General features: G+C 35.9%; 19 protein-coding genes and 1 riboswitch. Of the genes, 13 read left to right on the forward strand and 6 right to left on the reverse strand.

Translation table 11 applies throughout. The features are described from left to right. Positions 1 to 114: 114 nt before the first annotated feature. From MHI39_RS06830 to MHI39_RS06850, 5 genes are read left to right on the forward strand one after another with little or no spacing between them, the layout of a single operon-like run. Positions 115 to 1,119, forward strand: coding sequence for an iron ABC transporter permease (locus MHI39_RS06830; RefSeq protein ID WP_259549412.1), 1,005 nt, complete (start codon positions 115 to 117; stop codon positions 1,117 to 1,119). Further along, positions 1,116 to 2,171, forward strand: a complete 1,056-nt coding sequence (locus MHI39_RS06835) for an iron ABC transporter permease (protein WP_071976473.1) — start codon at positions 1,116 to 1,118, stop codon at positions 2,169 to 2,171. The genes MHI39_RS06830 and MHI39_RS06835 overlap by 4 nt, the downstream gene beginning before the upstream one ends. Before the next feature lie 11 nt (positions 2,172 to 2,182). Beyond that, on the forward strand, positions 2,183 to 3,007 hold the full coding sequence (locus MHI39_RS06840) for an ABC transporter ATP-binding protein (protein WP_058002809.1): 825 nt from the start codon (positions 2,183 to 2,185) through the stop codon (positions 3,005 to 3,007). Then, positions 2,997 to 3,755, forward strand: a complete 759-nt coding sequence (locus MHI39_RS06845) for an IucA/IucC family C-terminal-domain containing protein (RefSeq protein ID WP_078109456.1) — start codon at positions 2,997 to 2,999, stop codon at positions 3,753 to 3,755. Before MHI39_RS06840 ends, MHI39_RS06845 begins: the two co-directional genes overlap by 11 nt. 25 nt (positions 3,756 to 3,780) lie before the next feature. Then, complete coding sequence (locus MHI39_RS06850; protein ID WP_058002807.1) at positions 3,781 to 4,038, forward strand: YusU family protein; 258 nt, start codon at positions 3,781 to 3,783, stop codon at positions 4,036 to 4,038. Between the two features lie 42 nt (positions 4,039 to 4,080). On the opposite strand, the gene MHI39_RS06855 is transcribed toward MHI39_RS06850, so the two are convergent. The 6 genes from MHI39_RS06855 to MHI39_RS06880 form a co-directional block, all read right to left on the reverse strand. Continuing rightward, positions 4,081 to 5,406 carry a (Fe-S)-binding protein gene (locus MHI39_RS06855; RefSeq protein WP_058002806.1) on the reverse strand — a complete coding sequence of 442 codons (1,326 nt, stop codon included), beginning with the start codon at positions 5,404 to 5,406 and terminating at the stop codon, positions 4,081 to 4,083. Continuing rightward, entirely contained in the window at positions 5,403 to 6,815 is a 1,413-nt protein-coding gene (glcD, locus tag MHI39_RS06860) for a glycolate oxidase subunit GlcD (protein ID WP_342540942.1), read from the reverse strand. The genes MHI39_RS06855 and glcD overlap by 4 nt, the downstream gene beginning before the upstream one ends. A 114-nt stretch (positions 6,816 to 6,929) precedes the next feature. Then, positions 6,930 to 8,033, reverse strand: coding sequence for a sugar diacid recognition domain-containing protein (locus MHI39_RS06865; protein ID WP_342540943.1), 1,104 nt, complete (start codon positions 8,031 to 8,033; stop codon positions 6,930 to 6,932). A gap of 97 nt (positions 8,034 to 8,130) precedes the next feature. Continuing rightward, complete coding sequence (locus tag MHI39_RS06870; protein ID WP_058002995.1) at positions 8,131 to 8,409, reverse strand: spore coat protein; 279 nt, start codon at positions 8,407 to 8,409, stop codon at positions 8,131 to 8,133. A 69-nt stretch (positions 8,410 to 8,478) separates the two neighbouring features. Then, entirely contained in the window at positions 8,479 to 8,766 is a 288-nt protein-coding gene (locus MHI39_RS06875) for a hypothetical protein (protein ID WP_058002803.1), read from the reverse strand. Between the two features lie 26 nt (positions 8,767 to 8,792). Beyond that, on the reverse strand, positions 8,793 to 8,927 hold the full coding sequence (locus MHI39_RS06880; protein WP_071976468.1) for a YuzL family protein: 135 nt from the start codon (positions 8,925 to 8,927) through the stop codon (positions 8,793 to 8,795). 421 nt (positions 8,928 to 9,348) lie between these two features. Here MHI39_RS06880 and MHI39_RS06885 point away from each other — a divergent pair, with 421 nt between their 5' ends. The 8 genes from MHI39_RS06885 to MHI39_RS06920 all read left to right on the forward strand — a co-directional run bounded on the left by MHI39_RS06885 (position 9,349) and on the right by MHI39_RS06920 (position 18,589). Then, complete coding sequence (locus MHI39_RS06885) at positions 9,349 to 11,733, forward strand: 3-hydroxyacyl-CoA dehydrogenase/enoyl-CoA hydratase family protein (protein WP_342540945.1); 2,385 nt, start codon at positions 9,349 to 9,351, stop codon at positions 11,731 to 11,733. 52 nt (positions 11,734 to 11,785) lie between these two features. Next, on the forward strand, positions 11,786 to 12,961 hold the full coding sequence (locus tag MHI39_RS06890) for an acetyl-CoA C-acetyltransferase (protein ID WP_071976467.1): 1,176 nt from the start codon (positions 11,786 to 11,788) through the stop codon (positions 12,959 to 12,961). Positions 12,962 to 13,072: 111 nt separating this feature from the next. Beyond that, positions 13,073 to 14,848: an acyl-CoA dehydrogenase family protein gene (locus MHI39_RS06895; RefSeq protein ID WP_058002801.1), complete on the forward strand. Its 1,776-nt coding sequence runs from the start codon at positions 13,073 to 13,075 to the stop codon at positions 14,846 to 14,848. A 594-nt stretch (positions 14,849 to 15,442) separates the two neighbouring features. Further along, the gene (locus MHI39_RS06900) at positions 15,443 to 15,799 is read left to right on the forward strand and encodes an arsenate reductase family protein (RefSeq protein WP_058002800.1); all 357 of its coding nucleotides are present in this window, start codon (positions 15,443 to 15,445) and stop codon (positions 15,797 to 15,799) included. Positions 15,800 to 15,869: 70 nt separating this feature from the next. Further along, a complete protein-coding gene (gcvH, locus tag MHI39_RS06905; RefSeq protein ID WP_058002799.1) occupies positions 15,870 to 16,253 on the forward strand; it encodes a glycine cleavage system protein GcvH in 384 nt (127 codons plus the stop codon). Between the two features lie 157 nt (positions 16,254 to 16,410). Then, positions 16,411 to 16,728: a thioredoxin family protein gene (locus MHI39_RS06910; RefSeq protein WP_058002798.1), complete on the forward strand. Its 318-nt coding sequence runs from the start codon at positions 16,411 to 16,413 to the stop codon at positions 16,726 to 16,728. 88 nt (positions 16,729 to 16,816) lie between these two features. Further along, complete coding sequence (locus tag MHI39_RS06915; RefSeq protein ID WP_071976465.1) at positions 16,817 to 18,085, forward strand: MFS transporter; 1,269 nt, start codon at positions 16,817 to 16,819, stop codon at positions 18,083 to 18,085. Between the two features lie 165 nt (positions 18,086 to 18,250). After that, positions 18,251 to 18,589, forward strand: coding sequence for a hypothetical protein (locus MHI39_RS06920; RefSeq protein ID WP_058002796.1), 339 nt, complete (start codon positions 18,251 to 18,253; stop codon positions 18,587 to 18,589). Between the two features lie 146 nt (positions 18,590 to 18,735). Beyond that, a riboswitch (SAM riboswitch) is annotated at positions 18,736 to 18,841 on the forward strand. Positions 18,842 to 18,896: the final 55 nt, after the last annotated feature.

The following is an 18,896-nucleotide window of genomic DNA, read 5'->3' on the forward strand; positions in this document are numbered from 1 at the left end:
TAATTCTGTTAAAGTATTGTCAATATTTAAATGATAATGATTTTCAAAGTCATTGACTAAATGAGAAACTTTCACTACACTTAATTTAGAGAATATTTGAGAGGAATCTTTACAATGGTTCTTAAAAAGAATTGGCAAAAATTAAGTGCAACAATTGTATCTATTATTATTCTATTACTATTAATTGCAATGAGTATTGTTTTAGGATATACAGGTATCTCTATAAAAACAGCGATTCAATCATTTACAGATTATAATGGCTCCAATCAACATGTAATTATAACTACAGTACGTTTACCAAGAGCAATGATTGCTGCTGCAGTAGGAGCATGCTTAGCTATGGCAGGGGTCATCATGCAAACATTAACCAAAAATCCCCTTGCAGCACCTGAAATTTTAGGTACAAACGCAGGAGCGGGATTTGCTGTTGTGCTTGCGGTTACTTTATTCCACGTCTCTGGGCTACAAGCATTTGCTTGGATATCCTTTGCAGGTGCAGCTGTTGCAACAGCTGGAGTATATGTGATTAGCTCAGTTGGTCGTGAAGGACTAACGCCAATGAAACTAACATTAGCAGGTGCTGCTATTGCTGCCTTATTTTCATCCTTTACGCAAGGATTGCTTTCTATTAATGATGCAGCATTGGAACAGGTTCTTTTTTGGCTCGCTGGATCTGTGCAAGGTAGAAAGCTTGAAATTTTACAATCTATCCTACCATATATGATTGCTGGCTGGGTGATTGCATTGATTTTTGCGTCCAAAATGAATGTCCTTGCAATGGGAGAAGATGTTGCAAAAGGACTTGGATTAAAAACAGGACTTGTAAAAATAGTTTCTGGTATACTCGTTATCTTTTTAGCAGGTAGTGCGGTTGCTGTAGCAGGACCAATCGGTTTTATAGGAATAGTGGTTCCACATATATCTAGAAAGATTATTGGGATTGATCATAGATGGCTTTTACCTTTTTCTGGAATACTTGGCGGTATACTTTTACTTGCGGCAGATATTGCAGCAAGATATGTGATCATGCCTCAGGAAGTACCCGTTGGAGTGATGACTGCAATCATTGGAGTTCCATTTTTTATTTACATCGCTCGAAGGGGGTTTAATGGACGATGAGTCAGTATAAAAATCTTCGTCTTTTTAAAGGGAAAATCTCCTTTTTGGTTGACCTTCGTGCAGCATGGGTTATTTTTCTATTATTTATTGTGACATTAATTGCATTGATCGTTAGTACTGGGCTGGGGGATATGAATATTAACCCTCTTACAGTTGTAAAGACATTTTTCGGTGGGGGAACTAGTCTGGAACAACTAGTTGTTTTAAAATTCCGTTTGCCAAGAATTATCGTTTCTTTATTTGTAGGAATTGCTTTAGCAATGGCAGGTGGCATTTTACAAGGAATTATACGGAATCCGTTAGCATCACCAGATATTATTGGTATTACAGGTGGAGCAGGGGCAGCGGTAGTCTCCTTTTTAGCCATTTTTAGTAATAAAGATAATAGTCTAACGGTTAGTATTGGTTGGCTTCCGGTAGCAGCATTTTTAGGAGCAGCAATCGTGGCATTTTTGGTATATTTTTTAGCTTGGAAGGATGGAGTTTCTCCCATAAGATTAGTTTTAATTGGCATTGGTATTTCGGCTGTAATGAAAGCCATCACAACCTTACTAATGATACTAGGTCCAATTTATCGGGCAAGTGATGCTAATATATGGTTAACAGGAACGGTTAATGGTTCAAGTTGGGGGAATGTAAGTGTTATTGTTCCATGGGTCATTATCTTAACCATTGTCGCACTCATTTCGGCAAGAAAAATTAATATTCAGGAATTTGGTGATGAACTCGCTACTGGCGTAGGGAGTCATGTACAAAGACAGCGTTTTTTCCTTTTACTTTTAAGTACCGCTTTAGTAGGTGCAGCCGTTGCATTTGGTGGAGGTATTGGTTTTGTCGGGTTAATGGCGCCTCATATGGCGAGAAGACTTGTGGGGTCATCATTTGGCGCGTTATTGCCGGCTTCAGCTTTTCTTGGTGGCATCCTAGTAATGGTGGCGGACTTAATTGGACGGACTGTTTTTACTCCTCTTGAGGTTCCAGCAGGGGTATTTACTGCCGCAATTGGAGCACCTTATTTTATCTATTTACTATTTAGAACGAAGTCTTCTTAAAAGGAGTGGACATGATGCGTGAGACTATTCAAACAAAATCATTAACATTGGGCTATGGAGATTCGATTATTATTGATGAGCTTGACTTGAATATACCTAAAGGAGAAATAACTGTATTTATCGGTGGAAATGGGTGTGGTAAGTCAACTTTACTTCGCTCGATGGCACGACTCTTAAAGCCAGAAGCAGGTTCGGTTCTGTTGGCAGGTAAGGAAATTGCCAAACTTCCCACAAAGGAAGTAGCTAAAAATTTATCTATCCTCCCACAGACACCTGTTGCACCTGAAGGATTGACGGTCTTACAGCTTGTGAAGCAAGGGCGTTTTCCCTATCAGACGTGGCTAAAGCAATGGTCAGATGAAGATGAACAAATTGTTATGCGTGCTTTACAAGCAACGCGTATGATGGATTATAAAGATCGTCCTGTAGATGAATTATCTGGTGGCCAGCGACAAAGAGCATGGATTGCTATGACCCTAGCTCAAGATACGGATGTTATTTTACTTGATGAACCAACGACATACTTAGATATGACACATCAAATTGAAATCCTCGATCTATTATTCGAGTTGAATGAAAAGGAAAATAGAACGATTGTAATGGTTCTTCATGACTTAAATTTAGCCTGTCGCTATGCACATAATATAGTAGCGATTCGTGACAAAAAAGTTTATGCACAAGGTACACCTGAATCAGTGATCAGTTGTCAAATGGTTAGAGATGTTTTTGATATGAATTGCCAAGTAACTATGGATCCTCTTTTCGGAACACCACTTTGTATCCCTCATGGAAAAGGCAGATGCATCTTAAAAGGCGGGAAAATTGATGCAATCTAGGTCCATGACTGAGCTTTCGAAATATCGGTTATTAAATGAATTAAAACAACAGGATTTCATACTTGAATTAAAAGATTTTTTTAATAAAGAGCACTTACCAGATATTCTAGTAAGAATCGGTCAAAAATTAGGAGCTCCAACTAATAAAGTAACAGCTTCCATGATTGCCAAGCGGATGGCATTTTTCGGAGTGATTCATTTATATGCAATGAGTGTTTTAAATCAAAGATTTATTGTGAAAATCGATGATATAAAATTAGTTGGTCGTGCTGAGGACAGACTTTGGTTACCTGATTTTTATTTTGAGCATTATTTTGCTGAAGATGCCTTAAATGATCGTGTCAAGTGGAGGGAGGAAGTTATCCAGAATATTTTTTCTGGTTTCTTTCATCCTATGATTGAAGCATTAAGAAGAGAAACACGATTCTCTAAATTAGTCATGTGGGAAAATATTGCAATCTATATTTTTTGGTTATATGAAAGCCTTATGAAGGATAATGAATATAAGTGGATCCATCACCAATTAGAGGATGATTATCGCTTTATCGTTCATGAAGCGAGCCCTGAACTTTTTGGCCCGTACAAATATAATCCGCTAACACGTTTTGATAGTGAAAAAGTAATACGTGAGAATTTGGTTGAACCGGTACGGGTACGAAAAACTTGTTGTCTTGCTAATCTATTAGAAGAGAAAAATGGAAAGAGATGTTCCACTTGTCCAAATGGATGTAATATGCCGCCTTTTTAAATATTGATGAAAAGAAGTGAAGATCATGGATCAAGTTTTTCAAGATCAATTCGAAGCTTTAATTGAAAAGTACACAGAGCTCTTACTTGGTGAATCAAATGAGGAATTGATGGAGAAAGTAAAAATATGGGTGCTTTATACATATATATCAAAATCGATGCCAGCGCTCGCTAAGCACTGGAATACCCTATATCCAGAGAGTAAAGAGCAATTGAAACAACTCATTTATGAAATTAAACAGCTGAATGATGAGCATCGGGCAAAAGGAAGAGACAATCAATAGAGGAAGTTGGAAAAGGGGGAAAACCCCTTTTTCCAACTTCCTCTAATCATTTAGTGCCTCAATTAATAAATCAACAATATGAACAGCTCTCATTTTATCGGATAAACCTTCACGTTCAATTCCTAGCTTCATCTGCAATAAGCATCCTGGATTTGCTGTAACAATGGTAGTTGTATTCGTTTCTATCACATTTTTCATTTTGGAATCTAATATTTTCATAGACATTTCAGATTCAACAATATTGTAGATTCCTGCAGAACCACAACACCGATCAGCATCTTTCATCTCATAATATTGGACTCCATCTATTGATTGGAGTAATAGCCTTGGTGCTTCGGCTGTTTTCATTACATTTCGAAGATGACAGGAATCTTGATATGTGATGCATTGATTAGGAAGATGGAGAGAGACATGTTTATGGAAGTCCAGTTCAACTAATATTTGTGTTATATCCTTTAATTTTTCTTTAAAGGCTTTGGCGCGTGGATACCACTCAGGATCATTCATAAGCAAATGATCATAGTCAATAAGAAATGCTCCACACCCTCCTGCATTTGTAATGATATAATCAGCATTTGTATGCTCAAATGCTTCAATATTAAGTTTTGCCATTTCAATCGCTTTTGCCTTCTCCCCGCTATGTCCATGCAGCGCCCCACAGCATCCTTGTGTTTTCGGGATAACTATCTCACAGCCGGCTTTTTGCAATAATTTTAGTGTTCCATTATTTGTTTCTAAAAACATTGTATCCATTAAACAACCAGCAAAAAATGCGACTCTTTTCAAACGTTTTTGTTCAGCGGGTAAAAATTCAGGACGGTTATTCATCTCTTTTCTTTTCGGAACCTTTGGTAATACTTTTTCCATTGTCGCTAAACTCTCAGGGAAAAGCTTCATAAAGCCAATCTTTCTAGTAACTTTTTGAAGACCTGATCGTTGGTAAATTCCAAGTAAACTTGTGACGGTCCGCATTCTATTTTGATGGGGAAAAAGTCCTTCGAAAACAGCATTTCTAACCGTTTTAACAGAAGCTTTTTGTTTTTTATTTTGTTGAATAATATCCCTTGCTTCTTCCAATAAGTGTCCGTATTTTACTCCTGATGGACAAACGGGCTCACAGGCTCTACAACCTAGACAAAGGCTTAATGAACGCTCAACATCTTCATCTGGCTCAAGAAGACCATCTTTTACAGCTTTCATTAGAGCGATTCTCCCACGAGGTGATTGGAGTTCTTGAAAGCCTGACTCAATATAAGTGGGACAGGATGGGAGACAAAATCCACATCTCATACAGTTTAAAAGCTCATCCTCATCCATTCGATCCATAAAGCCTTGTTGTATAATTTTTCGCTCAGTTACTGATTTCATGTTGATATCACCACACGTTTCCGACTGTCTTTAGCAAAAACTTTTCCCGGGTTCAAAATGTTTAAAGGATCGAAGCCAGTCTTTATTGCCTTCATGGCTGAAATTCCTTCTTTTCCAAGTTTCCATTCTAAGTATGGTGCTTTCATTACACCAACTCCATGTTCGCCTGTTATAGTACCACCTAAATCAATGGCCTTTTCAAATATTTCAGCAAAGGCTTGTTCTACACGTTCTATTTCTTCTGTATTTCTTACATCTGTTAGACAAGTAGGATGAAGATTTCCATCTCCAGCATGTCCGAAAGTACAAATATTTAGCTGATACTTTTCAGCTATTTCATTAATGGAGCGAACCATCTTGGCAATTTCTGAACGTGGAACAGTAGCATCCTCAAGTATGGTTGTGGGTTTTAATCTTGCCAAAGCAGAAAGTGCAACTCTTCGTGCTGTTCTTAATGCATCTGCTTCTTCCTCTGATTTTGCTATCTCAACAGATTCTGCGTTCTCTTCTAAGCAAAGTGTTGCAATCTTTTCCATATCCTTATCGACAACATCCTTACTCCCATCTTGTTCAATGAGAAGAACTGCCTTTACATTCGTTGGTAATCCGATGTTAGCAAAATCCTCTACAGCTATTAATGTTGGCTGGTCCAAAAACTCAAGAGTAGTAGGAATGATTCTATTAGCGATAATTTTCGATACGGAGCGTGCTGCCGCTTCTATGTCTTGGAATAAAGCAAGCATTGTTTTTTTTGTTTCAGGCATGGGAATTAACTTTAAAGTAGCTTCAGTTATAATCCCAAGGGTACCTTCAGAGCCAACAAACAGTCTAGTTAAATCGTAACCCGCTACATCTTTAGCTAGTTTGCCACCCGTTCTGATGATATCTCCATTAGGAAGTACAACTTCCAATGCAAGGACATAGTCTCTCGTAACTCCGTATTTTAAACCACGTAACCCACCAGAGTTTTCATTTATATTCCCTCCAATGGTTGATATTTTCATACTACTAGGGTCTGGAGGATAGAATAAGCCTTTTGCTTCGACTGCATGAATCATATCAAGGGTAATGATTCCAGGTTGAACAGTAATGGTTAAATTTTCTTCATCAATGTCAATAATTTGATTCATGTGTTTAAATAAGAGAACAAGTCCGCCTTCTGTAGGACAAGTACCTGCACAAAGATTTGTACCAGAGCCTCTAGGAACGATAGGAATTTTGAACTCGCTACAAAGCTTTACAATCTCGGCTATTTCCTGTTTATTTCTAGGTGAAACGATAATGTCTGGAAGGGATTGAAATTGTGGTGTAGCATCATAGGAATATACTAATCTTCCAGCCTTAGAGTCATCCACATTTTCAATACCAACTATTGAAATTAGACGATCTTTAACGATTTGTGAAATCATGAATATCCTCCATTTTCATGTAAATTCTCTTTATATTTCCTAAATAAAGTATAAAAAAAAGCGAGTATTCCTCGCTATGTATTTTTCACTAAATAAAATAGAAGAAAAATAGATTTACTTTGTATAATGATCCAAAATATATAACCCTAAATAAAGAGTAAATTGGTCTTTTGTTTTTTTGGGATTTAATGATGTATGATCCTCAATTTTTTTAATACGATAATGAAGGGTGTTAATATGTATATGTAATGCTTCTGCAGTTTTTTTAATTGAGAAATTACGTTCAAATAATACACGTAAAGTTTGTAAAAGCTCTTCATCTTCAAGTAGGGGAGAGATGGTACGTTGAATGAATTCCTTTTTTGTATCCAATCGTAAATCCTCCATAATCATTTCTAATGTGAGATGGTCATCAAACATTATCCAATTATGTCCAGTGATAGCATGAAGTGCACGTTCTGCTTTTAAAAATGACTTCTTTAGTTCAGTTGGTTGAACAATCGTTCCAACACCGAATTGTAAGCTGAGATGATTTGATGTCTCTATTTCGTTTTTCCATCTATATAATTTATTTTTAAGTGAATAATGGTCCAGAGGAGGATCCGCTTCTAATAGCAATAATAAGCGGTCATTTCCCCAATTGATGCATAAGTCATTCCGATTTCTCTCTGATCTCCACTTCATTGATAAATCAAAAAGTTGTTGATCTTCACGAATCACTTTTATGAGAATGAGGAGTCTTGGGACAGATAAGTTTATATTTAAGAGTTCAGCTCGATTATAAAATGCTAAGTCCCACTCTCTTAGCTCTAACCAATCAAAGATAAACGCTTCAAGTGTACGAGTTTGACGTGTCATTTCCTCTTTGTAGAAGTTTTCCTGAATCAGAAGTTCGGTCATTTTTTTTAATAATTCTGCATAGGGTAACACCTTTATCGGTTCACCAGTAATGCCGATTACCCCAACGACTTGCTTTCCGAAGCAAATTGGTAAATTAATACCCGCCTTAACTCCTTCTAGGAGGGATTCATCCTCTTTTTTTATAATGAGTTTTTCATTTTTTTTACTCGTGATTAAGGCGCCTTCATGAAAGGTTCCTATTCTTTCATTATTTGTACTTGCAATGATAGTTCCTGAGGTATTCATCACTACAATTTCTTCATTTAATAATTTCCGGACTTCATTTACAATCTTTTTTGCGAAATTTACTTGTAACATTGATGTCCCCCTTAAAAACACTACTCTTATTTAAGGATAAATGATTTCTAGGGTTTCATAAAGAATGAAAAGCAGCATAAAATATGCTGCTTTAAAATTATTGCACTTGATTCCCATAAGGGAATTGACTTGAATAGCCTTGGTGCTGTTGAAAGGATTGCTGAACCTTTTGTTGCTCGGCAGCTTCGAGCTTGTACCAGCCATTTTGAAACATCAGATTATATAATTCTCGCTGCTCATTTTGAGTCTCAGTAAAAATGCTTAATAAATCCTTGTATAGTCCTTCATGACTTGCCTCATTCATGGCAGTATTATAGGATGCAGTCATATATTTCTCCATAGCTAATAAATCATTCACAAGGTCGCGGTCATTCATTTTTTCATTATTAGGTACAGTTGTCTGTGGATTTTGGATTTTTTGCTGATTTTGCAATCTTAATCCTCCTTATATCATTTGCTGATTTTGTTGATTTGGTTGTGTTTGTAAATGTTCTTGTAAATGATGAAGAATTTTCTCGTAATGACGCTGATGCATCTGGCCACATTTCTCCAATGTTGCTTTTATCGATGAATCTTGACAATGCATCGCTGTAAAATGCGCCTTCTTCATCGCAAGTAAATTCCAGGAAAGCATATCATTAATATAGGATAGATCTTTCGTTGATAATATTGCTGGTGGCTGTTGCATAGTTCCTTGCTGCTGTTGTTGTTGATTAAAGCCTTGCTGTTGCAATTGTCAAACCCCCATTTTAAATGAAATTATTGTTTTTTATATTGATTATTTTGGCTATTTACTTTTCCTCCACCATCTGCTTCAACCGTAGGACCTGCATCGCCTTTTACACTAGCAGCACTGACACCAGCTTTAGAAGGATTTTTCTTGTGCTTCGGCATTTTTTCACCTCCATTGCTATGTGTAGATTTACCTAATTAGCTATTTTTTATCCAATTAGCGGATGTTCAATGAAAAGGGATCTTTTCTTAAACAATGTTGCTATTTAAGTAAAGTTTTAACTAATCCATCCATATCAGCTGAAGATTGCTACAACTTTCATTTGCAATCACCATAAGAATTGTTAGAATCCTTTTTTATCCGGAAATTTGGCTTTTACAGAAGCAACATACTATACGAAAACCCTCATGTATAAAAATAATTTAGAAAATTTGTCATTTTTAGAGATTAATAATTGATAGTTTCTGTAAAATCGTATATATTATAAGTAGTAAACTCATTCATGGGATTTTTTTTAACAGCAAAATGAATGAGTATTCATTCAAAAATGTTAATAAGAAGGCATTGAAGGAGGAAATAGCATTGAGTTACAGCATTAAAAAAGCGGCTGTTATCGGTTCTGGTGTAATGGGATCAGGAATTGCTGCACATTTAGCGAATATTGGGATTCCAACTTTGCTATTGGATATCGTGCCCAAAGAACTTTCAGATGAAGAGAAATTAAAGGGATTATCACTAGAGGATAAAATTGTTAGAAATCGACTGAGTGAACTTGCCTTGAAAAAATTACTTAAACAAAAGCCTGCACCGTTAACATCAAAGGATAATCTTGCCCTTATAGAAGCAGGGAATTTAGAAGATGATCTATCCAAGTTAGCGGAAGTAGATTGGATTATTGAAGTGGTTGTAGAAAAGCTTCAAGTAAAAAAACAAGTGTTTGAACAAATTGATCAATATCGGAAACAAGGAAGTATTGTCAGTTCAAATACTTCAGGAATTTCTGTTGAAGCGATGGCAGAAGATCGTTCCGAGGATTTTAAAAAGCATTTCTTAGGCACTCATTTTTTTAATCCACCTAGATATTTAAAGCTTCTTGAAGTCATTCCTACTCAGCATACTAATCCAGCAGTAGTCCAATTTATGAAGGTTTTTGGTGAGGATGTGCTAGGTAAAGGGGTAGTTCTAGCGAAAGATACACCAAACTTTATCGGTAATCGTATTGGAACATATGGACTTCTTGTGACAGTTCAAGAAATGTTAAAAGGTGGATATAGTGTTGGGGAAGTTGATTCTGTTACAGGTCCATTAATTGGGCGTCCAAAAAGTGCAACATTTAGAACATTAGATGTTGTTGGCTTAGATACCTTTATTCACGTAGCGAATAATGTATATGATCAGGTAGATGGTAAAGAAAAAGAAGTATTTACAGTCCCGGCATTTATGAAAAAAATGTTCGAAAATGGTTGGTTAGGTAGTAAGAGCGGTCAAGGTTTTTATTTGAAAAAAGGAAAAGAGATTTTAGAACTCGATCCTCATACGCTCGAGTATGGCGAAAGAAAAAAATTAAAATCAGCTTCCTTAGAAATGGTTAAGCAAGTAAAAGGTACATCGGCTAAAATGAAAGCGCTTGTCTATGCGGAAGATAAGGTCGGAAAGTTATTATGGAATATCTTTGCACCGGTTCTTGTCTATTCAGCAGAGTTAATGAACGTGATTGCTGACGATATTGTGTCTATCGATAATGCAATGAAATGGGGTTTCGGTTGGAAGCAGGGTCCATTTGAAGTGTGGGATGCCATAGGTGTGGAACAATCAGTAAATAAAATGAAAGAACAAGGTTTAGCTGTTCCTACATGGATAGAAGAAATGTTAGCAAAAGGAATCACTTCTTTCTACAAGGAAGAAAGTGATGGAATGTATTTCTATGATTCTAGTGATTACAAAAAAATAGAACAGAATCCTAAAGTGATAAATTTAAAACAACTAAAAAATCAAGGGAAATTAATTAAGAAAAATACAGGTGCAAGCTTAATTGACATTGGTGATGGTGTTGCATTATTAGAATTTCACTCTCCTAATAATGCTATCGGTTTAGATATTTTGCAAATGATTAACTACTCTGTTGATGAAGTCGCCAAAAATTATAAGGGTCTTGTCATCGGAAACCAAGGGAAGAACTTTTGTGTAGGAGCCAATCTTGCTCTTATGTTAATGGAGGCACAGGATGATAATATCTATGAATTAGATATGGTCGTGCGACAATTCCAAAATGCGATGATGAAAATCAAATATAGTCCAAGGCCTGTAGTCACTGCACCTTTTGCTATGACACTTGGTGGTGGTTCAGAGGTTTGCCTGCCTTCTGCACATATTCAAGCTACTATGGAAACCTATATGGGTCTCGTTGAGGTAGGTGTTGGTCTACTTCCTGGTGGTGGAGGTAATAAGGAGTTATATATTAAGCATCTAAAAAATATGCCAAATGGAGTGGACTTTGATTTACAAAAAGTGGCTAATAAAGTATTTGAAACAATTGCTATGGCAAAAGTATCTACGTCTGCGGAAGAAGCAAGAGAAAATAATTTCTTGAACAATGCAGATGGTATTAGTGTGAATGCAGATCATCAATTATATGATGCAAAGCAAGCGGTTCTGTCTCTCTATTCACAAGGCTATAAGCCACCAATTCGCCAAAAGGTACCTGTCGTTGGAGAACCAGGATATGCCACTTTATTGTTAGGTGCCCAAGGCATGTATTTATCAGGTTATATTTCAGAACATGATATGAAAATAGCGAAGAAAATAGCTTTTGTAATCTCAGGTGGGAAGGTTCCTTATGGTACTAAAGTTGATGAACAATACTTATTAGATCTTGAAAGGGAAGCCTTCTTAAGCCTTATTCAAGAACCAAAAACACAGCAACGTATGCAGCATATGCTTGTAAAGGGAAAACCATTAAGAAATTAATAAACTAACGAATGAATAAGATAATCAGAGCAAAGGAAATGAGGGATTACACATGCGAGAAGCGGTCATCGTTGCTGGTGCAAGAACACCAGTCGGTAAGGCAGGTAAAGGCACACTTGCCACTGTAAGACCAGATGATTTAGGTGCATTAGTTGTGAAAGAAACATTAAAGCGTGCCGGAAACTACGAAGGAAATATCGATGATTTGATTATTGGCTGTGCAATGCCAGAAGCAGAACAAGGATTAAATATGGCAAGAAATATAGGTGCACTCGCTGGACTACCGAATACAGTACCAGCAGTGACTATAAACCGTTATTGCTCATCAGGACTTCAAGCTATTGCATATGGAGCGGAACGAATTATGCTTGGTTCTTCCGATACAGTTCTTGCAGGGGGAGCAGAATCTATGAGTCTTGTACCTATGATGGGGCATGTAGTTCGTCCGAATGCCACTTTAGCAGAAACAGCTCCTGAATATTATATGGGAATGGGACATACGGCTGAGCAAGTTGCGCAGAAATTTGACGTTTCCCGTGAGGATCAAGATGCATTCGCTGTTAGAAGTCATCAAAGAGCAGCAAAAGCAATAGCGGAAGGTAAATTTATCGATGAAATTGTTCCTGTTAATGTTACATTACGTTCAGTTGGAGCAGATCATAAGTTAATTGAGAAAAACATTGTATTTAAACAAGATGAAGGTGTTCGTCCCGATTCAACGGTAGAGGTGCTTGGTAAATTAAGACCAGCGTTCTCGATTAAAGGATCTGTTACTGCGGGAAATTCTTCACAAACAAGTGATGGCGCTGCCGCTGTATTATTAATGGATCGTGAAAAGGCGGTATCACATGGACTAGAACCAATGGCCAAATTTCGCTCATTCGCCGTAGCTGGTGTTCCTCCTGAAATTATGGGAATTGGTCCTGTTGAAGCGATTCCTAAAGCCTTGAAAATTGCTGGCTTGGAATTATCAGATATTGGATTATTTGAATTAAATGAGGCTTTTGCTTCCCAATCCATTCAAGTGATTCGCAAACTAGGCTTAGATGAGGAGATTGTCAATGTGAACGGAGGAGCCATTGCTCTTGGTCATCCTCTTGGCTGCACAGGAACAAAATTAACGCTATCTCTCATTCATGAAATGAAACGAAGAAAGGTTCAATTTGGTGTTGTAACGATGTGTATTGGTGGCGGTATGGGGGCTGCTGGTGTATTTGAATTAATATAAAAAAGTGTTTTTTATTAATATCTTAATTTTTACTTGTTAGTTTCGTAGGCTAATGTTGAATAGAAAAATTGTATGTAAAAGATTTGAATAGATGATTAGGAGGAATCGATAATGACAAATCAAACAGATAAATTGATTAAAGGTGGAAGCTTTTTAATTGAAGATATTTCCTATGAGCAAATGTTTACTCCTGAGGATTATACAGACGAACAAAAAATGATTGCTAAAACAACAGAAGACTATATTAATAATGAAGTTGTTCCTCAAGTGGAGTATCTTGAAAAGCATGAATTTGATCGTTCCGTTAAACTATTGAAAAAAGCTGGTGAACTAGGTTTACTAGGCGCCGATGTTCCAGAAGAATATGGTGGCTTAGAATTAGATAAAGTAAGTTCTGCACTTATTTCTGAAAAAATGGCTAAAGTTGGTGGATTCTCTATCTCTCATGGTGCCCATGTAGGAATTGGTTCCTTACCAATTGTTTTGTTTGGTAATGAAGAGCAAAAGCAAAAATATTTACCACTACTTGCGACAGGTGAAAAGCTAGCTGCATATGCATTAACAGAGCCGAGCTCAGGATCGGATGCATTAGGTGCGAAAACAACGGCTAAATTAAATGAGGCTGGAACACATTACATTTTAAATGGTGAAAAACAATGGATTACAAATGCAGGGTTTGCCGATGTGTTTGTTGTTTATGCGAAGATTGATGGCGATAAATTTTCCGCATTTATTGTTGAACGTGATTATCCAGGTGTGTCTACTGGGGCAGAAGAAAAGAAGATGGGAATTAAGAGTTCCTCAACACGTACGTTAATTTTAGAGGATGCTGAAGTTCCTGTGGAGAATCTGCTTGGTGAAGTGGGAAAAGGTCATAAAATTGCTTTCAATATTTTAAATATTGGACGTTATAAATTAGGTGTGGGTACAGTTGGCGGATCAAAAAGTGCGTTTGAAATTACAGCAAAATATGCTAATCAAAGAAAACAATTCAAAACACCAATTTCTTCATTTAATTTAACGAAAGAAAAGCTTGCAACAATGGCAGCAAAAATTTACGCAGCTGAAAGTTCAGTTTATCGTACGGTTGGTCTCTTTGATGAAAGAATGAGCCATATTGATGTGAAGGATGGTCATGAAATTGCTAATTCGATTGCTGAATATGCAATTGAATGTTCATTAAATAAAGTATTTGGTTCAGAAGTTCTAGATTATGTTGTTGATGAAGGTGTTCAAATACATGGTGGATATGGATTTATGGATGAGTACGAAATTTCTCGAGCCTATCGTGACTCACGTATCAATCGTATCTTTGAAGGAACGAATGAAATCAATCGCTTAATCGTCCCTGGAACTTTGATGAAAAAAGCAATGAAGGGTGAACTTCCACTTCTTCAAAAAGTTCAAAGCTTACAAGAAGAGCTTATGATGATGATGCCTGAGGAAATTGGTGATGGACCTGTTGATCAGGAAAAATATTTAACACGTAGTGCGAAAAAAGTAGCCTTAATGGTAGCTGGTTTAGGAGCACAGAAATATGGAACAAAACTTGAACATGAACAAGAAGTCCTTGTAAATGTAGCAGATATCGTTTCATTAGCATATGCAATGGAATCAGCTGTCCTTCGTACAGAAAAAGCAATCGCAAAAGAAGGTGTAGAAAAGAGTGCACAAAAAGTCCTTTACACGCAAATTTTCTGCCAAGAAGCAATCAATGAAATTGAGCAATTGGCTAAGGAATCCATTGTAGCGATTGAAACGGGTGATACTTTACGAATGATGTTATCAGCTCTTCGAAAATTAATTCGACACACACCGATCAATGTCATTGCGAAAAAGCGTGAAGCTTCAGTAAAACTAATTGAAGCAGAAAAATATGTATTATAAAGTTTCTTTTCTCAACCTTTATTGCTAATTACGAAAAGTTTTAATTATTCATATCGGTTGAAGTGCGCTAGAAAAGTGCTACAAACCCATAAGAACCATTGAATTCTTAATTGGGTGTAAAAGAAAGCAGTTGGTTTCTTACAAAAGCAACAAACTATAGGAAAACAGCCTTTATAAAAAATAATGTTAATGTCCTTGATGATATCTACATCAAGGGCATTTCTTATGTTTATATTTTAAAGTAAGGCTCTTTTCTAGAACATTGTTGCTATTTAAGTAAAGTTTAACAAATAACTATCAGCTGAAGACCGCTACACCTTTCATTTCACTGAAGAGCTACAAACTTTATAAGAATCGCTGAATCTTTTTATTGGGTGTAAAAGACGGCAGTTAGGCTAATACAAAAGCAACAAACTATAGGAAAACAGACTAAGGTAATAACTATTTATTAGCTTTGTAATAACGCTTATCCATCAGAAAAATTTTGAAAGTGGTAAGAGGAAAATAATCTTTGAATTTGTAAGATTGAACAGGTAAAATAGATATAGTGTTAAAATAGCTAATAATCCCATAATTTAAGGTGGTGATTAAGAAATGACATTAACATTTTATTGGTACCCTAAATGTGGGACATGTCGCAAAGCAAAGAAATGGTTAGAGGAACATCAAATCTCCTTTAACGAAGTACATATTGTAGATAATCCTCCTTCTCGTGAGGAATTAGAAAAGCTTTACAAAAAAAGCGACTTAGAGTTAAAGAAATTTTTTAATACGAGTGGTCAAAAATATCGTGAACTAGGGCTAAAAGATCGCATCCCAACGGCTAGTGAAGACGAACTATTGGATCTGCTCGCATCAGATGGGATGTTAATTAAACGTCCTCTATTAACTGATGGAGATAAAGTAACCGTTGGATTTAAAGAAGAAATGTATAAGAATACATGGGCTTAAGCTAGTATTCTTGCTAACAAAAGTGTTTTATGTAAATATTAATTTGATAAATCTTTGGAGGGATCTTTGAATGAGTTTACCTAAAGAATTACGTTATTCTGAAGAACATGAGTGGGTAAAGAAAGAGGGAGAAAGCCTACGTATCGGTATCACAGATTTCGCACAATCTGAATTAGGTGATATTGTATTTGTTGAACTTCCTGAAGTTGGAGATGAAGTAACAGCGAATGAACCATTTGGTAGTGTTGAGTCAGTTAAGACAGTTTCTGAATTATATGCACCTGTAAGTGGTAAAGTAGTTGCTGTGAATGAAGAATTAAGCGATAGTCCAGAATTTGTTAATGAATCACCATATGAAAAAGCATGGATGATTGTTGTTGAACCATCTAATATTGGTGAATTAGATGATCTTATGACTGCTGAAGCATATGAAGAAATGATTAACGAAGACTAATAAATAGATAAAAAACTAGGGTTGTTTCCGAGTAACTTGGGACAACCTCATTTTTTTATTTATACCTTTATCAATCTTAATTTTTTCTTGAAAAATTATAGCCAAGTATTATAAAGGCTATATTATAAATATAGAAATTCACAAGAGGACGATCATAATGAAAGAATGGACAAAGGAAGAGATTACAGAAAATACAAGGAAGATCAAGCAACTAGCATTATACTTTTATACACCTTTATGCGGGACATGTCAGGTAGCGGGGAGAATGCTCGATATTGTGGAAAATTTAGTACCACAGTTTGAATTTAGAAAAGCTGATTTAAATTATATGCCAGAAATGGCTGAGAAGTATTCAATTGAGAGTGTCCCCTGTTTATTAGTATTTCAAGAGGGAATTTGTTTGGAAAAAATATATGCTTTTCAATCGGTTACTCATTTGTATGAGCTTTTAAAACAAATAAATAAAGATGATTAAAACATTTCTGAATAGACCATTTACTTTTTCTCCTCACGCGATTATGATTATTTAGGGTATCGAAATAATCGGGTGGGGGATTTTTTTTATGAAATGGGCAAATAGGTGGAAACAGCAATGGGGAGGTTATAACTCGAATATAAGAAATGCCATTTATGGAAACGTTTTTACGCAAATTGGTTTGGGTGTTTTTATGGTCATTTACAACTTCTATATTCGTGAACTCGGTTTCCCAGATCAGATGAATGGGCAGGTCATCTCAATGACATCCCTGGCAACAGCCATTATTCTGATTCCAGCAGGAATATTAAGTGATAGACTGGGAAGGAAAAGAGTTATAATATATGGATTAATTTTTACAGGAGTTACATTATTTCTTCGAAGTATTATTGAGCCAAGAACACTTCTCCTTATGGCAGCTTTTTTAACTGGTTTAACCCAAGCATTTATACAAGTTTCATCCGTTCCTTTATTGGCTGAAAACTCTACAGCTGAACAACGTGTCAAACTGTTTTCACTACATTTTGGATTGATGACAGCTGCTAATGTGATTGGAAATATATTTGGGGGAGTACTTTCTGACTTACTTGAATGGATCTATAGTCCGATTATTAGTATTCGGATTACTTTAATAATTGGCGCAGTTATATTTTTGATCGGAATATTGCCAATAATGAGACTGAAGGAAATGAAAACAGATGTAAACAACGATAAAAATAATAATAAGCGCTTCATTTCATTCAAAGAACAAAAGGAAAGTCTTAAATTAATCATCTTTTTTGCCATTGCACAATTATTAATCGGTTTTGGTGCAGGACTTGTAATCCCTTATTTAAATTTATACTTTGCTGATCGATTTAATGCTTCAAATACAACGATTGGATTTATTATTTCGATGGGGCAGGCAGCAACCGCCATCGCTATGTTTATTGGTCCATTTGTAGTAAGTAAAGTAGGGGAGGTTAAGGCAGTTGTCTTTTTGCAATTGGCTTCTCTCCCATTTTTATTATTAACGGGATTTACTCATAGTTTATTACTTGCAGCAATTGGGTTTTTATTCAGGCAGGCTTTAATGAATGCAGGAAATCCAATTCAAATGTCATTAATGATGTCTAAAGTTGATAATTCAGTGAAGGGTCTTGCAAACTCTGTCAATCAAATGGTATTTAATTTAGGATGGGCGTTGATGGGGCCAGTTTCAATGGGAATTGTTTCACGAAATGGTTCTTATAATGGCTACGCCATTGTTTTTTCAATCACATGTTTTTTATATTTAGTGGGGTCGATCTACTTTTTTATTGTCTTTAAATCTTTTGGAAGCAAAAAAGATCATCCTCCTATTTCAAAAGTAGTATAAATACTTATGACAAATTTCTTGGGAAATAAATAGATAATGATTTTATTCGACAAGAATTTTTTATGTATTTTATATCTTGAAAAAATTGTAGAACGATAGATAGAGGATTTTCTATTCAAAAAATGAATAAGTGTATAAAAGATAAACGAGAAATGGGTGATCTTTGTGGATTCATTTTTTGAAAGACTGATTCAAGAGTTGGATAATCGAAAACATTTGAATGCCTTATTTCCAAACCGTCCTATTATGATAAAATTTGTTTGCGATAAAGAGGAATGGGGATTGTATATTTCTAAAAATAGCTGTTCTATAATGAAAAAAGATATAGGCGAATCGAATTTAGAAATACATGCCTCCAAACCAATACTATGTCATCTTTTAAATGGTCATATTCGCTTAAGTCAATTAGTGAAAAATAACGAACTTACATTATATGGCTCCTATCGCTTATCACTTTTACTTGAATCGATTTTATGGCTAAGTAAAGACTATCAGATTGCATGAATGGAGAACTATATTTCTTGTGATTTTTTGTTGACAGTCATTAACCATCATGATAGAATGACTTTTGTACTAAATTAAGTCTTTGATATTGAAAGTTTAATAACGGGATTTTTTGTTTGAAAGATTAACAATTACATATATATGTGCTCTTATCAAGAGAGGTGGAGGGATGTGCCCTATGAAGCCCGGCAACCGTCAGATATCTGAAATGGTGCCAATTCACACAAAGTTTTTAACTTTGGAAGATGAGAGGAAGGTTTCATAATTATTCATGCCTTTCTGTCATTTTGCAGAAAGGCATTTTATT

The organism is Heyndrickxia sp. FSL K6-6286 (assembly GCF_038630395.1).
Lineage (GTDB): Bacteria > Bacillota > Bacilli > Bacillales > Bacillaceae_C > Heyndrickxia > Heyndrickxia oleronia.

What these genes read in the sequence shown, in the direction of transcription:
- MHI39_RS06895 (WP_058002801.1), top strand. Translation starts at nt 13,073, where the DNA reads ATGACAAATCAAACAGATAAATTGATTAAAGGTGGAAGCTTTTTAATT.
- MHI39_RS06830 (WP_259549412.1), top strand. Translation starts at nt 115, where the DNA reads ATGGTTCTTAAAAAGAATTGGCAAAAATTAAGTGCAACAATTGTATCT.
- MHI39_RS06835 (WP_071976473.1), top strand. Translation starts at nt 1,116, where the DNA reads ATGAGTCAGTATAAAAATCTTCGTCTTTTTAAAGGGAAAATCTCCTTT.
- MHI39_RS06865 (WP_342540943.1), bottom strand. Translation starts at nt 8,033, where the DNA reads ATGTTACAAGTAAATTTCGCAAAAAAGATTGTAAATGAAGTCCGGAAA.
- MHI39_RS06870 (WP_058002995.1), bottom strand. Translation starts at nt 8,409, where the DNA reads ATGAATGACCGCGACCTTGTGAATGATTTATTAGCTATGGAGAAATAT.
- MHI39_RS06855 (WP_058002806.1), bottom strand. Translation starts at nt 5,406, where the DNA reads ATGAAATCAGTAACTGAGCGAAAAATTATACAACAAGGCTTTATGGAT.
- glcD (WP_342540942.1), bottom strand. Translation starts at nt 6,815, where the DNA reads ATGATTTCACAAATCGTTAAAGATCGTCTAATTTCAATAGTTGGTATT.
- MHI39_RS06890 (WP_071976467.1), top strand. Translation starts at nt 11,786, where the DNA reads ATGCGAGAAGCGGTCATCGTTGCTGGTGCAAGAACACCAGTCGGTAAG.
- MHI39_RS06880 (WP_071976468.1), bottom strand. Translation starts at nt 8,927, where the DNA reads ATGCCGAAGCACAAGAAAAATCCTTCTAAAGCTGGTGTCAGTGCTGCT.
- MHI39_RS06840 (WP_058002809.1), top strand. Translation starts at nt 2,183, where the DNA reads ATGATGCGTGAGACTATTCAAACAAAATCATTAACATTGGGCTATGGA.
- MHI39_RS06910 (WP_058002798.1), top strand. Translation starts at nt 16,411, where the DNA reads ATGAAAGAATGGACAAAGGAAGAGATTACAGAAAATACAAGGAAGATC.
- MHI39_RS06845 (WP_078109456.1), top strand. Translation starts at nt 2,997, where the DNA reads ATGCAATCTAGGTCCATGACTGAGCTTTCGAAATATCGGTTATTAAAT.
- gcvH (WP_058002799.1), top strand. Translation starts at nt 15,870, where the DNA reads ATGAGTTTACCTAAAGAATTACGTTATTCTGAAGAACATGAGTGGGTA.
- MHI39_RS06900 (WP_058002800.1), top strand. Translation starts at nt 15,443, where the DNA reads ATGACATTAACATTTTATTGGTACCCTAAATGTGGGACATGTCGCAAA.
- MHI39_RS06850 (WP_058002807.1), top strand. Translation starts at nt 3,781, where the DNA reads ATGGATCAAGTTTTTCAAGATCAATTCGAAGCTTTAATTGAAAAGTAC.
- MHI39_RS06915 (WP_071976465.1), top strand. Translation starts at nt 16,817, where the DNA reads ATGAAATGGGCAAATAGGTGGAAACAGCAATGGGGAGGTTATAACTCG.